20 protein-coding genes are annotated in these 21,424 nt (G+C 39.3%); 7 read left to right on the forward strand and 13 right to left on the reverse strand.

Going from position 1 to position 21,424, the window contains the following annotated elements; genetic code table 11:
• Positions 1-6: 6 nt before the first annotated feature.
• The 5 genes from ABVT42_RS02670 to ABVT42_RS02690 form a co-directional block, all read right to left on the reverse strand.
• Entirely contained in the window at positions 7-1,113 is a 1,107-nt protein-coding gene (locus ABVT42_RS02670) for a cystathionine gamma-lyase (RefSeq protein WP_353873560.1), read from the reverse strand.
• A 134-nt stretch (positions 1,114-1,247) separates the two neighbouring features.
• A complete protein-coding gene (locus ABVT42_RS02675) occupies positions 1,248-2,183 on the reverse strand; it encodes a 5-oxoprolinase subunit C family protein (protein WP_353873561.1) in 936 nt (311 codons plus the stop codon).
• Positions 2,184-2,304: 121 nt separating this feature from the next.
• Positions 2,305-3,018, reverse strand: a complete 714-nt coding sequence (pxpB, locus tag ABVT42_RS02680) for a 5-oxoprolinase subunit PxpB (RefSeq protein WP_353873562.1) — start codon at positions 3,016-3,018, stop codon at positions 2,305-2,307.
• Between the two features lie 38 nt (positions 3,019-3,056).
• Entirely contained in the window at positions 3,057-3,821 is a 765-nt protein-coding gene (gene pxpA, locus ABVT42_RS02685) for a 5-oxoprolinase subunit PxpA (protein WP_353873563.1), read from the reverse strand.
• Between the two features lie 69 nt (positions 3,822-3,890).
• The gene (locus ABVT42_RS02690; RefSeq protein ID WP_353873564.1) at positions 3,891-5,114 is read right to left on the reverse strand and encodes an Nramp family divalent metal transporter; all 1,224 of its coding nucleotides are present in this window, start codon (positions 5,112-5,114) and stop codon (positions 3,891-3,893) included.
• 380 nt (positions 5,115-5,494) lie between these two features.
• Between ABVT42_RS02690 and petA the strand changes: the two genes are divergently transcribed.
• The 5 genes from petA (at position 5,495) to ABVT42_RS02715 (ending at position 9,424) form a co-directional block, all read left to right on the forward strand.
• The gene (gene petA, locus ABVT42_RS02695; RefSeq protein ID WP_353873565.1) at positions 5,495-6,079 is read left to right on the forward strand and encodes a ubiquinol-cytochrome c reductase iron-sulfur subunit; all 585 of its coding nucleotides are present in this window, start codon (positions 5,495-5,497) and stop codon (positions 6,077-6,079) included.
• A gap of 8 nt (positions 6,080-6,087) precedes the next feature.
• A complete protein-coding gene (locus tag ABVT42_RS02700) occupies positions 6,088-7,299 on the forward strand; it encodes a cytochrome b (protein ID WP_353873711.1) in 1,212 nt (403 codons plus the stop codon).
• Positions 7,299-8,180, forward strand: a complete 882-nt coding sequence (locus tag ABVT42_RS02705) for a cytochrome c1 (protein WP_353873566.1) — start codon at positions 7,299-7,301, stop codon at positions 8,178-8,180. Before ABVT42_RS02700 ends, ABVT42_RS02705 begins: the two co-directional genes overlap by 1 nt.
• A gap of 93 nt (positions 8,181-8,273) precedes the next feature.
• Positions 8,274-8,903: a stringent starvation protein SspA gene (gene sspA, locus ABVT42_RS02710; RefSeq protein WP_353873567.1), complete on the forward strand. Its 630-nt coding sequence runs from the start codon at positions 8,274-8,276 to the stop codon at positions 8,901-8,903.
• A gap of 23 nt (positions 8,904-8,926) precedes the next feature.
• Positions 8,927-9,424, forward strand: a complete 498-nt coding sequence (locus ABVT42_RS02715) for a ClpXP protease specificity-enhancing factor (protein WP_353873568.1) — start codon at positions 8,927-8,929, stop codon at positions 9,422-9,424.
• A 181-nt stretch (positions 9,425-9,605) separates the two neighbouring features.
• Here the strand turns inward: ABVT42_RS02715 and ABVT42_RS02720 are convergent, their stop codons facing one another.
• From ABVT42_RS02720 to ABVT42_RS02735, 4 genes are read right to left on the reverse strand one after another with little or no spacing between them, the layout of a single operon-like run.
• Entirely contained in the window at positions 9,606-10,178 is a 573-nt protein-coding gene (locus ABVT42_RS02720) for a BON domain-containing protein (protein WP_353873569.1), read from the reverse strand.
• Complete coding sequence (locus tag ABVT42_RS02725) at positions 10,175-10,762, reverse strand: phosphoheptose isomerase (RefSeq protein WP_353873570.1); 588 nt, start codon at positions 10,760-10,762, stop codon at positions 10,175-10,177. Before ABVT42_RS02725 ends, ABVT42_RS02720 begins: the two co-directional genes overlap by 4 nt.
• A gap of 32 nt (positions 10,763-10,794) precedes the next feature.
• Positions 10,795-11,166, reverse strand: a complete 372-nt coding sequence (locus ABVT42_RS02730) for a YraN family protein (RefSeq protein ID WP_353873571.1) — start codon at positions 11,164-11,166, stop codon at positions 10,795-10,797.
• Positions 11,167-11,178: 12 nt separating this feature from the next.
• Complete coding sequence (locus ABVT42_RS02735) at positions 11,179-13,128, reverse strand: penicillin-binding protein activator (protein WP_353873572.1); 1,950 nt, start codon at positions 13,126-13,128, stop codon at positions 11,179-11,181.
• A 46-nt stretch (positions 13,129-13,174) separates the two neighbouring features.
• On the opposite strand from ABVT42_RS02735, the gene rsmI reads away from it, so the two are divergent.
• Positions 13,175-14,068: a 16S rRNA (cytidine(1402)-2'-O)-methyltransferase gene (gene rsmI, locus ABVT42_RS02740; RefSeq protein WP_353873573.1), complete on the forward strand. Its 894-nt coding sequence runs from the start codon at positions 13,175-13,177 to the stop codon at positions 14,066-14,068.
• A 361-nt stretch (positions 14,069-14,429) separates the two neighbouring features.
• Here the strand turns inward: rsmI and ABVT42_RS02745 are convergent, their stop codons facing one another.
• Positions 14,430-15,044: a TetR family transcriptional regulator C-terminal domain-containing protein gene (locus ABVT42_RS02745; protein WP_353873574.1), complete on the reverse strand. Its 615-nt coding sequence runs from the start codon at positions 15,042-15,044 to the stop codon at positions 14,430-14,432.
• Between the two features lie 792 nt (positions 15,045-15,836).
• Complete coding sequence (locus ABVT42_RS02750) at positions 15,837-18,161, reverse strand: efflux RND transporter permease subunit (RefSeq protein WP_353873575.1); 2,325 nt, start codon at positions 18,159-18,161, stop codon at positions 15,837-15,839.
• A 597-nt stretch (positions 18,162-18,758) separates the two neighbouring features.
• Between ABVT42_RS02750 and ABVT42_RS02755 the strand changes: the two genes are divergently transcribed.
• Positions 18,759-19,484 (forward strand): GGDEF domain-containing protein, encoded by a 726-nt coding sequence (locus tag ABVT42_RS02755; protein WP_353873576.1) that lies wholly within the window; start codon positions 18,759-18,761, stop codon positions 19,482-19,484.
• Between the two features lie 8 nt (positions 19,485-19,492).
• On the opposite strand, the gene ABVT42_RS02760 is transcribed toward ABVT42_RS02755, so the two are convergent.
• Together ABVT42_RS02760 and ABVT42_RS02765 are read right to left on the reverse strand one after the other, a co-directional pair.
• Positions 19,493-20,629, reverse strand: coding sequence for an MbnH family di-heme enzyme (locus ABVT42_RS02760; protein WP_353873577.1), 1,137 nt, complete (start codon positions 20,627-20,629; stop codon positions 19,493-19,495).
• Positions 20,626-21,369 (reverse strand): MbnP family copper-binding protein, encoded by a 744-nt coding sequence (locus ABVT42_RS02765; RefSeq protein ID WP_353873578.1) that lies wholly within the window; start codon positions 21,367-21,369, stop codon positions 20,626-20,628. Before ABVT42_RS02765 ends, ABVT42_RS02760 begins: the two co-directional genes overlap by 4 nt.
• Positions 21,370-21,424 lie beyond the last annotated feature (55 nt).

A 21,424-nucleotide genomic window follows, 5' to 3' on the forward strand; every position in this document is an offset into this window, starting at 1 on the left:
TGGGAATTAATTTAAGGCTTGTGCAATATCAGCCAACAGCTCGTCGATTTTCTCACATCCCGCACTTAAGCGAATAGTTGCCTCTGGAATATCATCGGCCCCCCAACGTTTGCGGCGTTCTGCCATTGTATGTATGCCACCAAAGCTGGTTGCATCATAGACGAACTGACAGCGCTCTAAAAAGGTTTCAGCCTGCGTGACACTGCCTAGTTCAAATGACATTAAACAGCCGAAATTCAGCATTTGCTGTTTGGCTAGTTGATGTGACGGATCGTTAGGTAAGCCAGGATAGCGTATCCATTTGACGGCTGAGTGAGCGGCCAAAAATTCGGCGATTGCTTGTGCGTTACGAGTCATTCGCTCCAATCGCATATCAAGGCTGGCTAATGAGCGATGAATTAACCAGGTTTCCATTGGGCCAGGAATATTTCCTGCTAGGGTGCGCCAGTTGCGGATCGACTCAATAATGTTCGTTTGCTGGCTGGCAACATGGCCGTAGAGCAAATCACTATGTCCATTTAACGCTTTAGTATCAGAATAAACGCTAATATCTGCTCCTAAAGCCAATGGCTGTTGTCCTAATGGTGTCATACAGGTGTTGTCTACTGCTAGTAAGCCGCCATGCTGATGTACCGCTTGTGCTAGCGCCGTAATATCGATAACTTCCAGTAAAGGATTGCTTGGAGTTTCAATTAAAACCAGCTTAACTTCTGAAAAATTTAGTGTTGGAATTTGTAATGTGGGGGCTTCAATAATTGTTACGCCAAATTTTTGTAAATACTGCTTGGCGTAAGCACGTGTTGGACCATAGCCATCACTGGGTATAACAATTTGATCGCCGTGAGATACAAGCGAGGTCAGTACGGCAGCAATTGCCGCCATGCCAGAAGGGAAAATGACAGTGTGAGCTTCTTCCAAACTACTAAGGGCATTTTCTAATGATTGCCAGGTTGGGTTGTTAAAGCGGCCATATTGATAAGGGGAATTTTCAGGCGCACCTGATAAATGAAAGGCACTGGCAAATACCGGTCCTTGATTAAATGCTTGGCCAACAACAGGTTTTTCGTCTGGTGCGTGGATTACGCGGCTGGTAAGTGAGATTTTATTTTTCATGGCATATTGTAACTCTGACTGATTGTAATCATTTTAGTTAACTTTTCTGCTGTAGGCTTTTCCGTTTTAGCGAGAAAATTTAAAAACGATGGTTTTATCGATATTGGGTTTTATAAAATTGGATTTTATAAATATTAAGCGTTGTTAAATAGTTGAGACAATAATTTTTGTTTGTATCGGATTAATGTGACTGCCTGAGATTGTTCAATAAAGTAAAAAGACAACTTATCATTAGGTTTTAATTGCCCAAGGATTGGTAAATCGACGCTGGCAACATTCGCTATTCGTGGATAGCCACCAATTGTTTGGGCGTCAACCCCAGCGATTATAGGATTCGCAGAAGGCGGAATTTGTATACTGCCGCATACCAGTCCACTGGAAATCACCTGTTGTTGTTTGTCGGGTAATATAGCTGTGGATAAGCCTGTTTCTTGCAGTCTGATCCCCATACGGTTTGAATCGGCTTGCACCTGATATTTTTTCTGGGTGAATTGCTCGAGAGTCGTTTGATCAAACCAGTGAGTTTCAACTGAATCCACACAACGTAAAAGATAGTTGCCAGAAAAACTCAAATGGAATGTTGGTGGTAGTTGTTTATCGGGTGGTTGGCGGTAGTTTTGCAGTTGAAGCTGACTATTGTCAGTTAACAGGCAGCCACCAAAGTGGGCGGTAAGATTGGTAGAGCTACTATCAAATAAGCGTTGCAAATTAAAGTCCGCAGCAATTGCCAGGTAAGCTCTGGCGCCTTCATTTAAACGACCAAACTCGAGTAGATCACCGGATTTAACTTTAATTGTTTCTTCATTAAATACCAGATTGCCATTGAGAAAAAGGTCGAACTCTGCGCCAACAATTGCAATGCTGGTGGCTTGAGTGAATTCGATAACAGGGCCTGTCAAGGTGATTTCAAGTACAGGATGATTCAATGGGTTACTAACCAGATAATTGGCAAGTTGCATCGCTGTACTATCCATTGCGCCGCTAACGGCAATGCCATTACACATTTGTGCGAAACGGCCGTTATCTTGGACGCTGGTTTGTAAGCCGGATTTTACGACATGAATACTCATGACTTAGCGCTCATGATTGAGAGACTTGAGAGCTAGATGCTTATTACATCTGCTTGCCGCGGTTTTTATGCACAAGCCTTGGTATTGAATTAATGATGCTGAATCATTTGAATTGAATGAGTCAGTCTTTGTTTGAGAGTGCATAAAAGGTTTCGCTGTTAATTGGAGTGAACTGAATGGTGTCTAATGGATGGGCAATAGCTGGAAATGGCCATTGTGCATCAAATAACGAAAGTGGTGTTCGCCCTATAATTTGCCAGCCCCCTGGTGTTGCTTGTGGATAAAGTCCGGTTTGTTGACCACCGATACCCACACTGCCTGGGGCTACTTGCTTTGCAGGTACCGATTTTCTGGGACAGTATAATGCTTTGTCTAATCCGCCTAAATATAGAAAGCCAGGAGAAAATCCCAGCATGTGTACTAGATATTTGGGCGCAGTATGGCATTTAATAATTTCTGCTGGCGACAAGCCAGTATGTTGACATACAAATTCTAAGTCGGGTGCGAAAAGAGCTTCATAACAGACTGGAATTGAAATACTCTTTTGCGCTGGCGAATCTGGCGGTAAAACCATGAGCTGTTCAATCATCGGATTGATCTGTTGCATGAGTTTATCTCGAGTGATCACTAATGGATTGAAGCAAACGGTTAAGCTTTGATAGGCTGGAATGATATTATTGACTGCATTGACTGAAAATTGTTTTTGCAGCTGCGTTTTCAACGTATTAATGAAGATAGACAGTGGCTCACTAATGGCTTGCTTGAAACAAAGCGTGACTGCCGAGTCTCCGTTATTTCGCCATTCGTATTGTTTTAATTCATCAGACTGATTCATTAAACCGTTACCCGTGTAATACATGTGTTAGAGTGTTTTTAATCCTGGCAACTCATATCTTTCGCAATTAACGCTGCATGTAATGCTTTAGCAAATTGCAGTGCATTAGGTGTATCACTATGTAAACACAAACTGTCCACATGAATATGGCAAGGTTGGTTGTCAATTGAGTGAATTGGTTGTTTTTTTGCAAATGATATGGCTTGGGTAATCGCATTTTGTGGTTCGTCATAAACGGCACCAGGTTGAGCGCGGGGAACCAGTTGTCCTTGGTTGGTATAAGCTCTATCGATAAAACCTTCACTAATAAAAGGCACCTCATGCCGGTTACAGGCATTACTCACTTCGCCATTGGCAAGACCAAGGATTTCTAAATTGGGAAAATGTTGTTTTACCATGAGTACATATTGTTCTGCGAGCGACGGGTTTTTTTCAATATCGTGGTACAGTGCGCCGTGTAATTTGATATGACTGAGTTTAGTCTCTGTTTTTGCGGCAATAAATATCAACTGTTCAACTTGCTCTATAATCATTTCACTTAACTGTGACCAGTCACATTCTAATGATAGGCGACCGAAATTTTCTCGATCGGCATAGCTGGGGTGAGCCCCAACTAATAATTGATGTTGTTTGGCATTTAGCAGCGATTGATGCATGGTTAAAGAATTTCCGGCGTGACCACCACAGGCAATATTGCATCTTGAAATATATGGCATTAATAACGCATCTTGCGCGCAATCTTCGATGTCTTCTCCTTCACCGAGATCGCAATTGATATCGATTATATCTAATTTTTGAGTCATGATTTAGGACGTCCTTAATAAGCGTATTTGGCGTAGGTCAAACTGATATTTAAAATAGAATTAATCAGACTAGATCATACCAAAAGCCAACATCAGACTGCGAGTACTGAGTATCAGTGTAATGATTAAAATAACAATGCCACAGAGGTTTTGCCACCAATTATTGCGATATGTAGAAAGTAAAGGTTGATTCATAATCCAAAGCAGATACCCGCAGATTATTGGTAGTAAAATTCCATTAGCAACTTGTGCAAACCAAATAATAGTTACTGGCTTAAAACCAGTACTCGCAATAACAACGCCAATGACTAAAATGCAAATCCAAATTACTTTGAACTTTATGGCGGCTAATTGCTTGGGCAAGCCTAATATGCCACAAAGCGCATAGGCGGCTGCTAGAGGCGCAGTTATCGCTGATGAAATACCGGCTGCAAAGAGTCCCAGAGCCATAAATATTTTTGCCCATTGTCCAAATAGTGGCTGCAACGCCGGGGATAAATCAGCAACCGAATTTAAGGTAATTTGTTGCCCGAAAAAAGCTGCAGCGCCCGTTGATAGAATTGCAATTGAAATCAAACCGCCAATCGGAATTGAAATAAACAAGTCTTTTCTGGCTTGTGGAAGTTGGTCTGAGTGCTGCCATTTTTGGCTGACGGTATCTGCATGTAAAAAAAGATTATAGGGGACGACTGTTGTACCAATCAGGGCAATGACCGTTAATGTAGCGCCAGTTGGAATTTGTGGGATGAGTAGCCCACTCATTAATTCACCTAAATCAGGTTTTGTCATTACAAAGGTTATCAAAAAGGCCAGACTCATAGTTCCTACCAAAAGAATCATAGCTCTTTCGATAATTCGATATTGGCCACGCCACATGATAAAAAATGCAATCACACCAATTACCAATGCCCACCAGTTAAAAGTACTTTTATTGGTGCTGCGGGGAGCATCGAATACCGCTGACAAACCAAGAGTCGCACCAGAAATGTTGCCTCCCTGATAGGCGCTGTTACCGATGACGATAGCAGCGATAACTAACACGGTGGTTATACCCCGAGAAAACGGATGCTGAAAAGTCTGCCTGAGATTTTCACCTAGCCCCTGGCCGGTAATCACACCAAGTCTGGCTGCCATCTCTTGCAGAATAATCGTCGCGATAACTGAAAACAATAATGCCCAAAGCAGGCTGTATCCAAAATTAGTCCCCGCTAGACTAGCTGTTATGACGGTGCCAGGGCCAATAAAAGCGGCTGTAATCAATATGGCGGGGCCAATGCGAGTTTTAGAAGACAATTGGTACAGCCTTATTTAAACGAATAAAATGGATTGCTACTTTTATCACACCCGTTTGGTATATGCTATTGCAAAAAATTCACTTAAGTGAGCGTGTTGGCTTTATTAATAGAAAAAGAAATATCGAACCGCAGGAAAATATTGGAGAGGAGAGGCTTTTGTTGTCTGAATTGAAAATAAATTCATTTAATTATCAATAATATACAAACAAAAATCTGCAATTCCTTGTAATATTTCAGCTTATTCATTATGATCTGGCCGCAAATCCTGTTTGTAGGGGTATTTGCGGGTTTTTCCATGCCTTCTATAAAGCTAGCAAATGTTCCGCCAAAGATAAACTATATTAAATAAAATTACTGGTCGATGGGGAGACTATCTGAATGAGTAATGATGCTGTAGATAACGGCAAACGTCGTTTCCTAACGATTGCAACGAGTGTTGTTGGCGCGGTAGGGGCCGGGTTTGTTGCGGTTCCTTTTGTCGGATCCTGGAATCCTAGCGCTAAAGCACAAGCGGCTGGCGCACCTGTAGAAGTTGCACTGGATAAACTGGAAGAAGGCCAGATGATTAAAGTCGAATGGCGTGGAAAACCAGTGTTTGTTGTCAAGCGGAGCCAAGGTGTAATTGAAGCACTTCAAGACAAAAAAGATGGTTTGAAAGATATTGATTCAACCAAATACCCAAAGCAACAACCTGAGTATGTCGATAAAATAAATCGTTCCATCCGACCTGACATCAGTGTTTTGGTGGGTATTTGTACTCATTTGGGTTGTGTGCCTCAATATTTAAAAGAGGGTGAAGTCGATTGGGGTGGCGGTTTCTTCTGTCCATGCCATGGTTCAAGGTTTGATTTGGCGGGGCGTGTTCATACGGGTGTACCTGCTGCTAAAAATCTCGAAGTTCCACCTTATTCCTATTTATCGGATGAGCGCATCATTATTGGTGTCGATCAGGAGGTTGCGTAATGACTAAAATGGCGCAATTTATGCAATGGGTCGATGACAGGTTTCCTGCGACAAAAGTCTGGAACGAACATCTGGCCGAATATTATGCTCCTAAAAATTTCAACTTCTGGTACTTTTTTGGCTCGTTAGCTTTATTAGTACTGGTCAACCAGATCCTGACCGGAATCTGGTTAACAATGAACTACAACCCTTCAGGTGAACATGCCTATGCTTCTGTTGAGTTCATTATGCGCGATGTTGATTGGGGTTGGTTGCTACGTTATATGCATTCAACCGGCGCATCAGCATTTTTCGTTGTCGTCTATCTGCATATGTTCCGTGGACTGATTTACGGTTCTTTCCGCAAGCCCCGCGAACTGGTGTGGCTGTTCGGTATGATTATTTTCGTATTGTTAATGGCTGAAGCATTCATGGGATATTTATTACCTTGGGGTAATATGTCTTATTGGGGAGCTCAGGTTATTATCAATCTTTTCAGTGCAGTGCCTTATGTTGGAGATGACTTAGCCGTATGGATTCGTGGTGATTTTATTATCTCAGGCGCAACGCTTAACCGATTCTTTGCTTTGCATGTGGTCGCTTTACCAATGGCCTTATTGTTGATGGTGTTTTTACATATTGTCGCATTGCATAAAGTGGGTTCTAACAATCCCGATGGAATTGAAATTAAAAAATATAAAGATGAAAATGGTATTCCACTTGATGGTATTCCTTTCCATCCTTATTACACAGTCAAAGATATCGTGGGTGTTGCTGGATTCTTATTCATTTTCTGTTTGATTATTTTCTTTGCACCAGAAATGAATGGTTTCTTCCTTGAGCCACCTAACTTTACGCCTGCTGATCCGTTAAAAACACCGGCTCATATTGCGCCTGTTTGGTATTTCACACCATTCTATTCGATATTGCGAGCAGTTCCCGATCAGCAATGGGGCGTTGTTGCCATGGCGGCATCACTCATTGTGTTGTTCTTTTTACCTTGGCTGGATCGCAGTAAAGTTAAATCTATTCGCTATAAACACTGGAGCTTCAAAGTTTGGTTGTTTATTTTTGTGATTGTGTTTTTCGTGTTGGGTTATTTAGGAATGGTTGGGCCAACACCTGGAAGAACACTAGCCGCTCAAATTTGTACCATATACTACTTTGCGTTTTTCCTACTTATGCCTTGGTGGAGTCAATGGGGAAAAACTAAGCCGGTTCCAGAAAGGGTGACACACTAATGAGAAAGCTACTAATTATATTAACAGCATGCTTGTCATTTTCTTTGTCAGCAGCGGAAGCAGGACTCACTTTGCCTAACGACGACATGCCAAAAATGTCAGGTGATCGTTTGAAGATCTCTATGCAACGTGGGATGCAGGTTTATGTCAATAACTGTTTAGGTTGTCATGCATTATCATTTCAACGTTATAACCGTGCAGCTAAAGATCTTGAAATCCCTGAAGATGTCATGATTGAAAATTTGATTTTTTCTGATAGCAAGGTTGGAGACTTAATCACTAACAACATGAAGACCAAAGCTGCTGCCAACTGGTTTGGTGCAGCGCCACCTGATTTATCAGTTGTTGCCAGAGCTCGAGGGACTAAATGGTTATATAATTATTTGAGAGCTTTTTATGTTGACGATTTGCGTCCATATGGCGTTAATAACTCGGTATTCAAAGATGTTGCAATGCCTCATGTTTTAGAAAATATGCAAGGGCTTCAGGCTAAAACGGAAATAGTGAAAGGCATTGAAAATGACATTAATTACGCTAAAGCTGATATGGCTGCTGCCAATCAGCAGCTCACGGAAGGTAAAGGCGATACTCATCAGCTCAAAAAGCAAATTGCAGATGCTGAGCGAGTCATTCACAAGGCTGAGGAAGAACTGGTAAAACTTTCTAAAAACAAAGCGTATTTTACCATTATCAAAGAGGGAGCGTTGACACCAGAAGAGTTTGATCAGGAAATGGTAGCACTGGTTAACTTTCTGGACTATGTTGGTGAACCTATCAAGCTGGAACGACAAAGACTGGGTGTATGGGTATTGTTATTCATTGCTCTATTTGGATTTGTTGCATACCTGCTGAAAAAAGAATATTGGAAAGACATTCATTAATTTGAATATTAATTCACCAATAGTTAAATTATAAAACCCGAATGAGTAGTGGGATTGTCTGCTACTCATTTTTTTAAATACGGAGAGTGTTTCATGGCAACAGTGGCCAAACGTTCGGTAATGACTCTTTATTCAGGGGCTGATGATGTTTACAGTCATCAAGTGCGCATTGTATTAGCGGAAAAAGGTGTAAATTTTGAATCGATAGAAGTAATCAGCAATCAACAACCACCTGAAGATTTAATTGATTTAAATCCGTATAACACCGTTCCAACATTAGTTGATCGTGAGTTAGTGTTATTTGAATCACCGATTATTATGGAATATTTGGATGAAAGATTTCCTCATCCACCTTTAATGCCTGTATACCCAGTCGCCAGAGCGCGTTCACGTTTAATGATGCATCGAGTTGAAAAAGACTGGTATAGTCTAATGAAATCGATATTAAATGGAAAAGAAAGAGAAGCTGAAAAATCACGCAAAGAGCTTACCGAAAGCTTACTGACACTGGCTCCAGTATTCAGCGAAACCCCTTACTTTTTAAGTGAAGAATTTTCATTGATTGATTGTTGTTTAGCTCCCCTGATGTGGCGTTTATCTGCAATGGGTATTACTTTGACTGGGCGTGGTTCAAAAGAAGTTTCACAATATATGGAGCTGTTATTTGAGCGTGATTCTTTTCAAGCTAGTTTGACTGATGCAGAACGCGAACTTCAAGACTAATTAACCTATTGAAGATACAACAAGTGAACTTTACTTCAAATAAACCTTATTTATTTCGAGCTATTTTAGAGTGGTTACTGGATAACGAGGCTACTCCTTATATATTGGTTGATGCGAATCAAGCCTATGTGGAAGTCCCGCATGAATATATCAAGGATGGCCAAATTGTGTTGAATATTAATCCCTCTGCAATTCAAAGCTGGCATTCAGACAATGAGGCTATCTCGTTCAGTGCACGTTTTGGTGGTGTAGCACGGCAGATTTATGTTCCAATGGATGCATTATTAGCTATTTACGCGCAAGAAAACGGTTTGGGAATGGCGTTTCCTGCACAAGATAATTCAGCTGAGGGACAAGCTTCATCACAAAAAAGTGCTGCTGAAACTGGTGGTAGTCGAGCAGAGAGAGAGTCTTTGTTAGAAGGTGTATCAGCAGAAAAAACGCTATCTGAAAGTGATTCAACTCAAGCAAAAAGCTCTAACCCTCAAAAGAAAGTGAGTCATTTAAAAGTTGTAAAGTAAGTTGCCTGTGACGAGTTGATACTCTTACTGAGAAAACGTGAGTATCTTTCTATATCGAGTTGCATTTCTAAAAAAAGTCTCTTTTTATAAGAGACTTTTTTTTCATAGACGAATTCATATACGCTTTTATATAAATTTATGATTTTTACTTTCTTCGAATAATTAGTTGGCCAGGCGACTACTAGTTAAGAAACTCAAATGCTTTGATGACTTTAGTGACACCATCAATATTTCGTGCAATATCTACCGCCTTTTCTGACTCTTCTCTGGTTACCAGTCCCATTAAAAAGACCTCACTATTTTCGGTAACAACCTTAATTTTTGATGCCTTAAAATCAGATGTAAAAAACATTGATGATTTGACTTTTGTTGTTAGGTATTCATCATTTCTTCGTGCGAAAAAAGAGATTGGTGCGGCAATTCTAACCTGATTAAGAATCTTTTTGTCCTTAGCTATTTTCTTTATTTCTTCGGTTGCTTTTTGTTTTAATTCGGCAGTTGGTGCTTGACCAACCATCAGAATAATATTGTTATAGCTGATAACATTAATATTGGTATTTTTCCAAAGCTCATCATTTTTAAAAATAGAGGTAAAAGATTTTATTTCTGTCTTTTCATCTTCTAATTGTGTTGAAACATCGCGTCTATCTTGTGAAGCGACTGCACCAGTGGCTGCACCAGTAACAATTAACGCACTACAACCACTCATTAAAAGACAAGCAAACAAAATTGTTACTATTAATAATGCTCTCATTTGTCTTCTCCAAATAAAGTGCTGTCGATAACATCACATAAACTATGTATGACGACCAAGTGGACTTCTTGGATGCGCGCGGTGCTGTTAGATGGTACCCTGATTTCTACATCATTATCGCCAATCAGGCCAGCCATTTCGCCACCATCTTTTCCGGTGCAACTGATGATTAGCATATCCTTGGCTAATGCTGCTCGCATTGCCTGTATCACATTTTGTGAATTTCCACTGGTAGAAAAGGCTAATAAGATATCGCCAGGTTGACCAAGTGCTTTGACCTGTTTTGAAAAAATTTCATCAAAACTGTAATCATTACCAATTGAAGTGAGCGTACTTGTGTCGGTTGTTAATGCAATGGCGGGTAAAGGTGGGCGCTCTCTTTCATAACGATTAAGCATTTCAGCTGAAAAGTGCTGAGCGTCACCCGCAGAACCGCCATTTCCACAAGTCAGGATTTTGCCACCATTTAATAAAGTAGAGACGATCATTTGACCTGCCTGTGCAATTTTTTCAGGAAGTACATCGGCTGCGGCGATTTTTGTCTGGATACTTTCGGTAAAATTGTTGCGTATTTTTTCGATCATTGATTTCGGCCTAGATTTAGTAATTCATTAAATTATGCAGTAAATGCATTTTCGATCCATTCATAGTGCAATGAAGGTAGATTACCTTGAATGGCAAAAACATCAAACCGACATGCTATTTTATTGGTTAATTTTTTTTGTTGCAAATAATGACTTGCTGTGAGTATTAGTCGTTTCTGTTTTTGAGGTGTGATACTGGCTAAAGCACCACCAAAGCGACTGTTTTTACGGTATCGAACTTCAATAAAGACTAATACATTGTTCTTTTTAGCAATGATATCAATCTCTCCGAGTTTGCAAGCATAATTGGTGGCGACAATCTGATAGCCCACTGATTCAATCTGGGTTTTTGCGTAAACCTCAAGAGAAAAACCCAGTGTACGTTTATCATCAGATTTTTGCATCTTTAGTTAAACTTATTCATCTTGGCCGGTTTCTTGATAAACTGTTAAGTTGCCTGCTTCGATGGGGGCTGGCGATTCATCTGTTGGTAAGGGATTAAGTTTTTGACTGTTCAGTTCACGAATTTCTCGCTCTTTAGTCACATGGGGGACGCCTCGATTAAATTGTGCCCAGGTTAATGCGCGATGTACTAACCCATTATCATCGACACCAAGTTCACCACCCAGACCGCTCCATTTATAGTCGGGAAATGCCTGTAAAATTGAAAGCTGTTTCAGTATGCTATAGCTGTCAAAGCCCAGCGAAAAATATTGGCCGCGACCATCAAGCGCCGATGGTAAAGTAGTTGCAAGCGCATCACGGCTTTCTTTAAATTGTGGTAATTCACTTAATAACAGTGGTATGACCGGAAATTCAATGCCATTGAGATCAATATCTGTTTGCGGATCCAGTTTTCCAGAATAGATGGATGACGTTGAAATTACTGGTAAGTCATGTGCAAAGTAGTAGTTTATAAAAGGTTTTATAGTGCGTCCTTCTGTAGGTGAGGCAAGCATAAAAATGAAGTCGGCATCTTTGCGGCGGCGCATTTCAAACTCAAGATTACGACCCAATAATTGCTGTAGTGCTCGTTTACGCTCGATACTGCTGTCTACACCCAATAAGCGTTGTACATTTTTCTTTAATTGGCTGGTTTCCCTATATTCCTGGATATAAACAACCTCGCCGCCCAAATCTTCAAATGTTTCTTGAAAAACCAGTCTTGCCCGATTGCCTGTGGCAGTCGCTGGCAAAATAGCCAATGCTTTACGAAAACCTTTTTCGTATGCATAACTGGCTGCTTGAATAGCTTCATCTTCAATCGGTAAACCAAATTGATAAATTTGGTTATGTGCATATTTTTGTTCTTCTAAACGATTTAGTGCCAAAATTGGAGTGTTAATTGTTTCTTGGTTGAGAATAGTCTCAATAGCTTCTTTAGTTAATGGACCGATAATAAAGTCTGCTCCATCGGCAACTGCATTATTGTATGGGGTTAAGGCCGATAACGAGTGGGCGGTGTCATAAAAGTTCAGCTGTGGCGCAGTTTGTGCATCTTCAACTTGATAATGAGCTGCTAAAATCCCGTCTTTTATCATCATACCGATATTGCCAAGTTTTCCACTCAATGGTAGTAACACCGCTATTTTGGCTGGGTTGAATGCTTCTGCAGCTTCTGCTTTTTGCAATATACGGGGCTGGTTGACCATAGACGGATGCAAAGGGTAGCGCATTTTCCATTGATTGATTTCGCTCAAGAGCTTTTCTGGATAATAGCCCCAGCGCTTATTAATATAAGCAATTTCCAGCCAGCCATTAACCCGCTGAGTGTTAAAATCTGAAATTAACGATTGTAAAAAATGAGTTTCCAGCTGATTTAAGGCTAACCAGATTTTTTCATTGTTAGCGGTTAGAGCTTCACTGGTATCGATAATATCGTCGAGCTCAATTCGTAATTTGGCAGCTTCAAAATAATTAAAGTTGGCTAAATAGGCATCAGATAAACTCTGAGCGTGTCGAATTTGCCACGCGACCGATTTTGCTTGAAGATTATAAACTGACTGAAGGTGTTTGAGTGCCTGCTCATTAGCGGTTAGCGCTAGCAGGGTTTCTCCATAATAAAGATTAAAGTCATCGAGTTGTAGTGGCGTGAGTTGTTGTTGATTAATATGAACCAGAATTTCCTGGGCTTTTTCATAGCGTCTTTCAAGTACAAGTAATCCTGCTGCTTGAATTAATAATGGCTGTTTTTCTTCGCCAGTGGCTTGTTGTGCTTGCTTTAACAACGACTCTAAACTTTGTGTTTTAACAGTGGCTGGACGGTTGACTGTCGGGTTCGTTCCGCACGCCTGTAAGAATATGAGCGCGATTATCACTCCAGTCAGACTGAATATTTTGTTGCTATGAGAGATAAAATTGATCATTATCTGTTAAAACTCCAAGCCTTTTGATTTATATCTGGATCGTAGAATGAATATTAACCACCCTTTAATTGACGACCAACATACTAATCAGGGAACCGCAAATATTCAACCCGGAGTCTTGTATGTTGTGGCGACGCCGATAGGGAATCTACAGGATATCAGCCAACGAATGTGCCAAATTCTAGCTGGTGTCAGTCAGATTGCCGCCGAAGACACCCGTCGAACCCGCCAATTATTATCGCATATTGGTGTTAATACGCCATGCTTTTCCTTGCACGAACATAATGAAAGACAAAAAATCGAGTTGATTGTTCAATTGCTTGAAAAGGGGGAATCTGTCGCTCTGGTTTCAGATGCAGGTACACCACTTATCAGTGACCCAGGTTACCCGCTAGTGAAAGCGTTGCGAGACAGACAATTGGTTGTTTCTCCTATCCCTGGACCATGTGCTTTTATTGCCGCTTTATCTGTTGCCGGATTGCCGACTGACCGATTTATTTTTGAAGGCTTTTTACCTGCTAAAAAGGGTGCTCGCCTTGCCCGATTAAAACATTATGCTGATGAAACCGCTACCCTGGTTTTTTATGAATCATCGCATCGAATTACTGAGAGTTTGCAAGATATGCTTGTGGCTTTTGAGGAGTCTCGTCAAGTGGTTATTGCTCGTGAGTTAACCAAAACTTTTGAAACCGTGTTATCGGGTTCAGTACAGTCATTAATTGATATCCTGGCGCAAGATAACAATCAAACAAAAGGCGAGTTTGTCGTTATGGTGCATGGTGCAAGTAAAGCTAATGCAGAAATCTCGCCCGAAGCAAAGACGCTGGCATTAAAGTTAGCCGAACACTTACCAATTAAACAAGCGGCGAAGATTACCGCAGAGGTTTATAGCGATAAGAAAAATGTTATTTATCAGTTTTTATTGGACAACCAAAAGTAAATTTACATCTAGTCTATCAAGTTGCGTTTCGTATCTTCAATCGTTAAACACATGATTTACACAGTTACATAGCACCGTATTGTCTAAGTTTAAGCACTATAAATACGATGTTATAAGTGCAATCTGCTAACAGGAAAAATTCAGAAAGGCAAAATCGGTTATCCGCAATAAGAAATAACCGATGGGAGGGGCCCGATTGAAATGGTAATTAATTCAAACTAAGTGCAACTCAAGCGGGGGCTCTGAATTAAGTGCCAGTTAATTTCAAAAGTGGCATCATCAATTGTTGGCTTACAAATAACTTATGCAAAAGATAAATCGGTCAGTGTCAAATTAGCGCTAAACATGACAGATATTAAAGTCAGGCTATTGCACGAGTTGCCAGGTTTTTGATGATCGATTGCAAATAACCAACATTATCGTGATAGCGGTTTAAATCTTTCGAGAACTTTGAATTGCACTGAATACCCTGATATGAACTGACTAAAAACCGAGCGGTTAAAGTTGGGTTAATATCGGGGGTTACGTTGCCTTGTTGAATGCCTTTACTCAATAAGTCGGCTATTAATTTTGTCCAATCTTCAAAAACATTGTTGATACGTGTTCGAAATCCTTCATCTTCATGGGACATTTCTTGTCCTAAATTTGTTAATGGACAGCCAATTTCCAGCTCATCTTGACTTAAATGCTTACGAGAAAATTCAAATGACTCTGCGATTACGTTAATTGGATCTCCCGAACTTTTTAATAGCTCTTGCCAGTGTCCTAAAAAAGTTTTATAAAATAACTCGTCAACAACGGCATAAGCTAATTCTTTTTTATTCGGAAAATGATGGTATAGTGCTCCTTTGGTTAAACCGGTCTTTTCCACAACTTCATCAACTCTCAGTCCTTTATAGCCATGACGATGTAATAATTTCGCAGCAACATTCAGTATAAGTTCACGAGTTTGTTGTGGGTTTTTTTTACGAACCATAATACTTCTCAGTTAATAAAAATTAATATTTCGATAATTATCTATAGACGTTCACTACAGATAAAAGTTTAAATCAGTTTTCACCAATTAAATTCATTCTATGCAATAGCGATAGATGTCGCAAGTAATATACTAAAAACGGAATATTTTATCATTAATAAAATGATGACATGTATTTTAATTGGTCATATTAACTAACAAAGTCTCCATTGTGCGATTAATCTAACCGTCAATGCGGTAGTAGAATTTTTTTGGTTTGCAGTTTTTACTTGTTTTAATTCTCATTGCTTTTGTGATAATCGGTTTTTATCAAAGTTATTTGGATTAACTCAGGAGCACTCAAGTCTCAGATAATACTGCTGAGAGATTGAGTCCTAATGTGGTGTTGCACAAATTAAATTGTCAAAAGTGTAAAATTACCAAAAGTGCTGTATTACCTATTGGGCTGTTCGTAACAATTATCACTGAGTAAACAAGTTTGCATTTAAAGCCTTTATTAAACTTGATGAATACAGTCCATAATATAAGCGTATGGAGTAAATACGAATTGTCTCTCTAAAATAAAATAGGCTTATTTGTCGAGCAAATATTTTTGTGAGTGTATAACCTATGTACTGCTAGATAATTAACCTTCATTACTGTCAATCGTTGAACCATGAGATCTGTTAATGATCGTAATGAAGGTTGTTGATAAATGCAGAAGCTTTGAAAAGCTTTATCACATTTGCGTCTTTTATCACTTGAATTTGAGGTCATGACTTAGTGTTATGTTCTCTCAAGAGTGCAAACAGACTAGTTGGGTGTGTCGCTGGCTAACTGAACCGGCACGTCAAGTCGAGCACTGACTTTTTGATAAGTTAACAGCAACGCTGGTAACAATAAAAAGTCGATGATGAGTGCGATTGAAATTGTCAAGGCAGTTAATATTCCCATGTCTGCATTTTGGCTAAATGCTGAAAAGCTCATGACAGTAAACCCCAGTACTAAAACAATAGTTGTAGTAACCAGCGCTTTTCCAACATTGGCGAAAGCATAGTGAATAGCTTCAGGTGTTGACATAGCTTTTTCTTTTTGTGCTCGTGTATATTTTGATAGAAAGTGAACGGTGTTATCCACCACTATACCCAATGTCATTCCAGCAACCATAGCCAATCCCATGCCAACTTGCGAAACTAAAATACCCCAAATTCCAAATGCAATAAAGGCTGGCGCTATGTTCGGGACTAAAGAAATGATACCCATTTTAATCGAACGCAAGGCAATCATTAATATAAATGAAATTATGACTAGTGCCGCACTTGCGCCAACTAGCATACTGAGGGTATTTCGTTCTCCTATGTGAGCAAACATCAGTGCAGGGCTGGCAATTGCAAATTCATAATCGGCAGCATTTCTATTTAACCACTGTGAGAGTTTGTTCTCGAGAATGATTGTTTCATTAGTCGATAAATTGCGGGTTGTAATGACGATGCGCGTAGCCGATTTTTTTACATTAATTTGATTATTCAGATCTAATCCAAAAGGCAAAGACATTTCATAGAGTAACAAATATTGTGCTGCTAACTCGCGATTTTGTGGTAAGCGATAAAACTCTTGCGCATCATTATGCATGTTTTTATTTAAGCGATTCATTGTGTCAGTGAATGTACTAACGTGTAAAACTTCGGGCAGCAACTTAGCCATACTGGCGAATTCTTCGGCTTTTTGTAAGAAGTCAGGCTCACTGACACCACCTTCCTGTCCGGATTCCAGTGATACTTCCAGTACATAAAGACCGGTTAAATTTTCTAATACAAAGTCAGTGTCATTTCTAAACTGAATGGATTTGTCAAAGTACTGAACCCATTCGTCATTTAATTCGTTTTTAGGTAAAAACGCTACGGTAATTAAGGTAAAAAGACTCAGCCCCCAAAGTAAAGGTTTGCGCTGGTTAATGACAAAGTCAGCAACACGCTCGAACTGATTATTTTGAACCTGGACATACTTTTTAGGCTTAAAAGTAAACATGATTGCCAGCGCTGGTAATATAGTAATGGAAAATATAAAGGCTGCACTTACGCCTAATGCGACAATGTTACCCAAGTCGTGAAAAGGTGGGACATCACTAAAGTTCATACTTAAAAAGCCAACAATTGTTGTTAGACTGGTTAAAAATACTGGTTGTAAATTAATCCTTATACTTTCTCTCATTGCACTGACTTTGTTGCTACCCAGATTTAATTGTTGCAAATAAGTCACTAAAATATGCACTGCATCAGCAACAGCCATGGTCATAATGATCGTTGGGGCTGTACTCGATGGTGGGGTAATTTTTATACCAAGCCAGCCAGTCATTCCCATGGCTGTTGCGATTGAAGCAATTATCATGATTAGTGTTGCTACTGTCATGCTAATGCTTCTAAGTGTGAACACCAATGCAATTAAAATAATAATAAACATTAGCGGCATAATGCTGGTCATGTCTTTTTGCGATGCAACCTGAAATGCTTGGTTTAACATGACTACCCCAGTAATGTAGACATCATGCTGAGGAAATTTTTCTAAAAAACGAGCTTTCAGATCATAGGCAAAGTTCGCAACTTCAGAATTTTCATCCAGATTTTTACCGGGTAGCTTAATGGTAATATTGACCGCAGTAACTCGACCATCTTGAGAAACAATGCGATTAACTAATAAGGGTTCACTTAAAGCAATTTGCTTTATTTTGTCCCGTTCTTCTTGATCTAGTGTCAATTCTTCAGCAACTAAATCAATCACCAGTAAGTCATCATCTTCTGCTTCGGTATGTTGAAAGTTGGTTACCGAATCAACACGAGTGGAGTAGGGGGTTTGCCAGGCTTCATGCGTTAACCACTGAATGGCGTTGAGGGTTTCGGATTGGAATACATCATTACTTTTCGGATGAATAGCAATCAAGACATTATCTGATTTGTCGTAAGTATTTTGCATTTTTTCATAAGCATTGAGCTGCTCGTTATGCTTGTCAAAAAATACTTGGTAATCAGTGGTAAATCCTAGTTGGTTGACACCGTAACTACATGTAAAAACGGTAATAATACCTATCGCCAATAGCAGCCAGCGATAACGGATAATAACATCAGCTAATCGTCCAGACATGGTTGATTCCTCACTCGTTTTAAGCTCTAATAATTGAAAAGCAGACTAATTGGTTTGTATTTTACAAACTACATGGTATGTTTGCAAATTAAAACTATCCAGTCTGTTTTGCTAAACCGTCATTTATAGATGTTTATAAATCGTGCGTTTTAATTAATGTGGTAAGTATTAAAAGCATTCAAATGAAACATAATCAGGTAGAAAAGAGTTAATTAAACTTGTCGGTGAGATACATTAATTTAACTGATATAAATTGAGTTGTATTGACATCTGCCTTTTAATATTTGTATTGACTAGCAATTCGACAAACTAAATATTGATGAGATACGGTTGCTAAATTGTCCATTGATATAAAAATTATTGCTTTAGAATCTTTCGTCATTTTTAAATGATTAATATTTTATAAATTAGTTTTAGCTCTATTAGAAAAGTTATTTTCTATACTATTTTCTTAATAAATATCAGAATTGTTGACTGAAAAAAGTCAGGTATTTAATAAATTTATGTATATATTCAATAAATAGGTTGATAAGTATAAAAAAAATGTTAGCTAGATATAGAGTGATTCCTTCGAGTTGGTTTGCGAGTAAACCTAAAATGACAAAACGCGTTAAAATCGAATTGTCTTTTATTTTTTTATTCAATTTATTAGCTTACTTTATCTTTTTAAAGATTGACGCTTTTGAAAGCGTTATTAGTATTGTAAATGATTATGAAGCGCTGGAATTGGACGAGCTGTTTATGGTCTTTATTACCTTAATTGTCTCTCTTATCTTTTTCGCAATTAATCGGCTGGATGAAATTGAACAGATCAAGCAAAAAGTCAAGCTGATTTCTAATTATGATCCGGTCACTCAATTACTCAATCGTCGTGCGATGGAAAAGCTTTTTGTCCGAGAGGTACGCAAGGCAAACCAACGAGGTGGTTGTTTTTCGGTTATTCTGATTGAACTTGATCAGTTTCGTGAAATTGGTATGTTACAAGGCGCATGTGCGGCGAATAATATGCTGCATGATGTTGTTAATACACTGCAAATTTATTTACGAACAAAAGATAAAATTGCGCGTTGGAAAGATAATTCACTGTTGATTTTATGCTCCGAAACAGAAACCCAAGAGGCTGTAGGTATGACATCTAAGTTACTTCAGTCTATTCGTCATATTAGTGTTGATAATTTCGGCTATGTAACCGCCAGTTTGGGCGTGACATCTTATCAACCTCAAGATAATTGGCAAACAATTATGGAGCGTATTCAAATTGGTCTTAATACGGCTAAAGATAATGGTAAAAATTGTTTTATTACCATGTGTGACTCGGTTTAAAAATAAGATTACTCGTTTGGATTAGAGAAGTTTGGATTATTAATAAATTGCTCGTCTGTTAAGCTATGTAAAAAGTTGAGTAGGTCTTGTTTGTCTTGATTGGTGAGCTCAAAGCCTTTTACAAATGGGCTTTTAAACTGGTTTTTTCGACCATCGCCTTGTTTTTCTTCTGCTGCAATATTTCTACCGCCAGCGGCATAAAAATCAATGACATCTGCCAGTGTCGATATACTTCCATCATGCATATAGGGTGCGCTTAGTGCAATGTTTCTTAAAGTCGGTGCTCTAAATCGACCATCGTCGTGTGCAATTGAGGTGATTTCAAAAAGTCCTTTGTCTAAATCTGGATACTGGTTGCGGTCTGCTACATTATATAATCCGGTATTATGAAAAGGACGTCTATCGAGTAATTGTTTTTCATGTGAGGTTGACTGAGTAAAGTTAAAGCCTCCATGACAGTGATGACATTCCAGCTTTTCTGAAAAAAACAAGTTCATGCCTCTTAGTTGTGATTCATTGAGGGCGTTGTCATCATTATCATAAGCATAGCGATCAAAGGGTGACTTAAATGAAATTAGACTTCTTACAAAACAAGCTAAAGCATAAGAAATATTTTTAAAGTTTATCGACTCATCACCAAAAGCTTGACTAAATAATTTTTGGTATTGGGGCGTATTAAATCGCTCAAGCACTTGTTTTTCACTACCGGTGATCCCTAACTCAATCGGCTGTTCACCAAACATTGGAATCAATACCTGACGTTCAATTGTGTCTAACCGATCATGTGCCCAGGTTAATGTCTTATTATAGGCGACATTGACCAATGCCAGTGAGTTTCGGCGATGTAAATGTCCTGTTGAGCCAATCGAAGTGATTCGGTTTTCGCTAAATGCGTATTCTTGTTGATGACAACTGGCGCAGGACTGTTGCTGATTAGCAGATAAATTTTTATCATAAAATAAAAAGCGACCTAGCTTAACTTTAGCATCACTCATTGGATTGTCTGCAGGTAATTGAGGTAGTGGAAATCCTTCTCTGAGTGACCATTGATAAGTTTGAGTTGCTGGTTGATGCCAGAGATAAAATTGATACATGGCAATACCAGCTATAATACAACAACCAATGAGGAAAATTATTTTTTTCATTGGGAAACACTAAATAGCTGTTGCTTGGCGTCAATTCCCAGGCGAGAAAATAGTTTTTGACATAATGCTGAGTGTTGCTCTGACTGGCAGGCGGGCTCATCAAGAAAGTCAATCGAGCGAATGAGTTGAAATAAGTCCACTTGAATGGTTTTGTCTGCTTGAAAATTTTCTAAGGTAATGTCGACAAGATTTGGATGTTTACATTGCGTCGATGGCGCGCGCATTGAACTTGCCGATTGGCATCCGGTAGAACCTAAATGAAAAATCCAATCTTGCTGCGAGGTTGTTAATTCTAGACGCATAAATTTGTGCCCCAATTGCCAGGTCCAAAACATATCGGGTTGATTGAGCGGACTGGGTTGAGTCATCGGGTTTTGATGGTTGAGATCGAAAGGTACGCCAAGAGAAAAGCGGATTTGTTTAATGCCAGTGGCAGGGACCGTACTTTGGAGTGTCACTTGCCAATTAAATGGCTGTGGGCAAACACCACCTAATAATGCCACACGTTCAGTTGAATTTTGGGTAGCGGCTGACGTAACAAACTTGGCTGAGTGCCATTGGTTGTCGGCCATTAAACTGACATCGCTGATATAAAATTGAAATTGGTTTATTTGCCAGAGTTTGTTGGTTTGCGTGATATGCGAATCGCAGGTCAATTCTTGCTGCTGGTATTTGGGTTTAAAGTTAACGATGAGTGTATTATTGAAAATATCGGCTTGATTGCAACTGACGAGTAACAAGACGCAGCAATATATTGTAGTAAGTCGCCAAGTAACAACATCCGTTGGTTTAACG

This window comes from Aliikangiella maris (assembly GCF_040719265.1).
GTDB classification, from domain to species: domain Bacteria; phylum Pseudomonadota; class Gammaproteobacteria; order Enterobacterales; family Kangiellaceae; genus Aliikangiella; species Aliikangiella maris.

Excerpts from the sequence above, each read along its gene's own strand:
- ABVT42_RS02755 (WP_353873576.1), top strand. The coding sequence starts at position 18,759 with ATGACAAAACGCGTTAAAATCGAATTGTCTTTTATTTTTTTATTCAAT.
- pxpB (WP_353873562.1), bottom strand. The coding sequence starts at position 3,018 with ATGAATCAGTCTGATGAATTAAAACAATACGAATGGCGAAATAACGGA.
- ABVT42_RS02735 (WP_353873572.1), bottom strand. The coding sequence starts at position 13,128 with ATGATCAATTTTATCTCTCATAGCAACAAAATATTCAGTCTGACTGGA.
- ABVT42_RS02725 (WP_353873570.1), bottom strand. The coding sequence starts at position 10,762 with ATGATCGAAAAAATACGCAACAATTTTACCGAAAGTATCCAGACAAAA.
- petA (WP_353873565.1), top strand. The coding sequence starts at position 5,495 with ATGAGTAATGATGCTGTAGATAACGGCAAACGTCGTTTCCTAACGATT.
- ABVT42_RS02670 (WP_353873560.1), bottom strand. The coding sequence starts at position 1,113 with ATGAAAAATAAAATCTCACTTACCAGCCGCGTAATCCACGCACCAGAC.
- ABVT42_RS02745 (WP_353873574.1), bottom strand. The coding sequence starts at position 15,044 with ATGGTTCGTAAAAAAAACCCACAACAAACTCGTGAACTTATACTGAAT.
- ABVT42_RS02705 (WP_353873566.1), top strand. The coding sequence starts at position 7,299 with ATGAGAAAGCTACTAATTATATTAACAGCATGCTTGTCATTTTCTTTG.
- pxpA (WP_353873563.1), bottom strand. The coding sequence starts at position 3,821 with ATGACTCAAAAATTAGATATAATCGATATCAATTGCGATCTCGGTGAA.
- rsmI (WP_353873573.1), top strand. The coding sequence starts at position 13,175 with ATGAATATTAACCACCCTTTAATTGACGACCAACATACTAATCAGGGA.
- ABVT42_RS02700 (WP_353873711.1), top strand. The coding sequence starts at position 6,088 with ATGGCGCAATTTATGCAATGGGTCGATGACAGGTTTCCTGCGACAAAA.
- ABVT42_RS02760 (WP_353873577.1), bottom strand. The coding sequence starts at position 20,629 with ATGAAAAAAATAATTTTCCTCATTGGTTGTTGTATTATAGCTGGTATT.
- sspA (WP_353873567.1), top strand. The coding sequence starts at position 8,274 with ATGGCAACAGTGGCCAAACGTTCGGTAATGACTCTTTATTCAGGGGCT.
- ABVT42_RS02720 (WP_353873569.1), bottom strand. The coding sequence starts at position 10,178 with ATGAGAGCATTATTAATAGTAACAATTTTGTTTGCTTGTCTTTTAATG.
- ABVT42_RS02750 (WP_353873575.1), bottom strand. The coding sequence starts at position 18,161 with ATGTCTGGACGATTAGCTGATGTTATTATCCGTTATCGCTGGCTGCTA.
- ABVT42_RS02730 (WP_353873571.1), bottom strand. The coding sequence starts at position 11,166 with ATGCAAAAATCTGATGATAAACGTACACTGGGTTTTTCTCTTGAGGTT.
- ABVT42_RS02675 (WP_353873561.1), bottom strand. The coding sequence starts at position 2,183 with ATGAGTATTCATGTCGTAAAATCCGGCTTACAAACCAGCGTCCAAGAT.